Genomic DNA, 1102 nt, shown 5'->3' with positions numbered 1-1102 from the left:
CTAAAAGATTTAAATATCCCTAAACCATATCTATTTGATGGCAAGACACTCAAAGAGCTAAATATTGCATTAGAAATCATAGAAGTGGTTGAATGGGACAAAAATATAGAAGTGCTAGGCGAGATAATGGATACAAATCAATATTGCGCTCATATTGGCAGTGCCACAAAAAACAAAGCACAATTAAAAGAATACTTTTTGGAATCCGTTTTTATAAACCCCGACTATAAGGGATATTATGGTATATGGCAATGCGGTTATAATGGAAAAGTGAAACTTTTTGATAAAATTTGGGATTTTTCTAGCGTTAGTGGCTCTACGACACTTTCGCGCAAAATACCAATAGAACAAGCTAAGAAGCAATCAAATGAGTTTTACACATATTGCGATAAGAGCATTTGTGTTGAAGTGATAAATTTAGTCTGCCAAAATCAATCGTGCAATCCACGAGCAACGATTATGGAGTGAAATAAATGAAATTATTGCGTAGATTTAATGTTTTGATATGCGTTATGTTGTGTGCCTTGCAAGGCGAAGTATATTGGGATTCAAGCAATGAAATATTAGTTAATGACACGCTAAAAGCATTATTTATAGAAAAACTTTTCTATAAACCGCTAAAAACACAGCGCGAGATTGTAGGCGAAGTAAAAGTGCTAAATATAAAGCGCGTAGAAAACAAACAAGAAGTCTGCAAGATATTTGAGGGGCATTATGATGGCAAAAGTGGCAAATGTGTAAGCGATGGCAGAGAACTATGCTACGCCCACCCCACAACCCCAAAAGCAATGGAGGACTATATTTTAGAATCTATCGAGCTACCTTATGATAGCTACAATAGTGGATATTCGTTTATGGAGGATAATGTCTGTGGTTATAGTGGGGAGGTTAAGATTTTTGGCTATGTATGGGGGTTTGAAAGTCGTAGTGGGGGCATAGAGCTAACGCGCACCATAGATTTTGATGAAAACTTACAAAGCATAGATGGAAATCCTACAATAAGCTATAAACAAGGAATGATAATAAATAATCCGCGCAGTGGCAAAAAAGAGGCAAAAAAATATCTAATTTGCAAGGATAAACACTGCCACCCAAAAGCGTG

At 36.2% G+C, this 1102-nt stretch carries 2 protein-coding genes; both read left to right on the top strand.

What is annotated here, in order from left to right; genetic code table 11:
- Window positions 1-468, top strand: a 468-nt coding sequence (locus ACWIUO_RS13755) for a hypothetical protein (RefSeq protein WP_454178454.1), incomplete at its 5' end; no start/stop codon positions are given.
- 5 nt (window positions 469-473) lie between these two features.
- On the top strand, window positions 474-1102 hold a 629-nt coding region (locus ACWIUO_RS13750), incomplete at its 3' end, for a hypothetical protein (protein WP_454178453.1).

This window comes from Helicobacter sp. T3_23-1056, assembly GCF_053654535.1.
The sequence above is the reverse complement of the archived record's forward strand: the minus strand, read 5'-3'. Positions and strand labels throughout refer to the sequence as shown.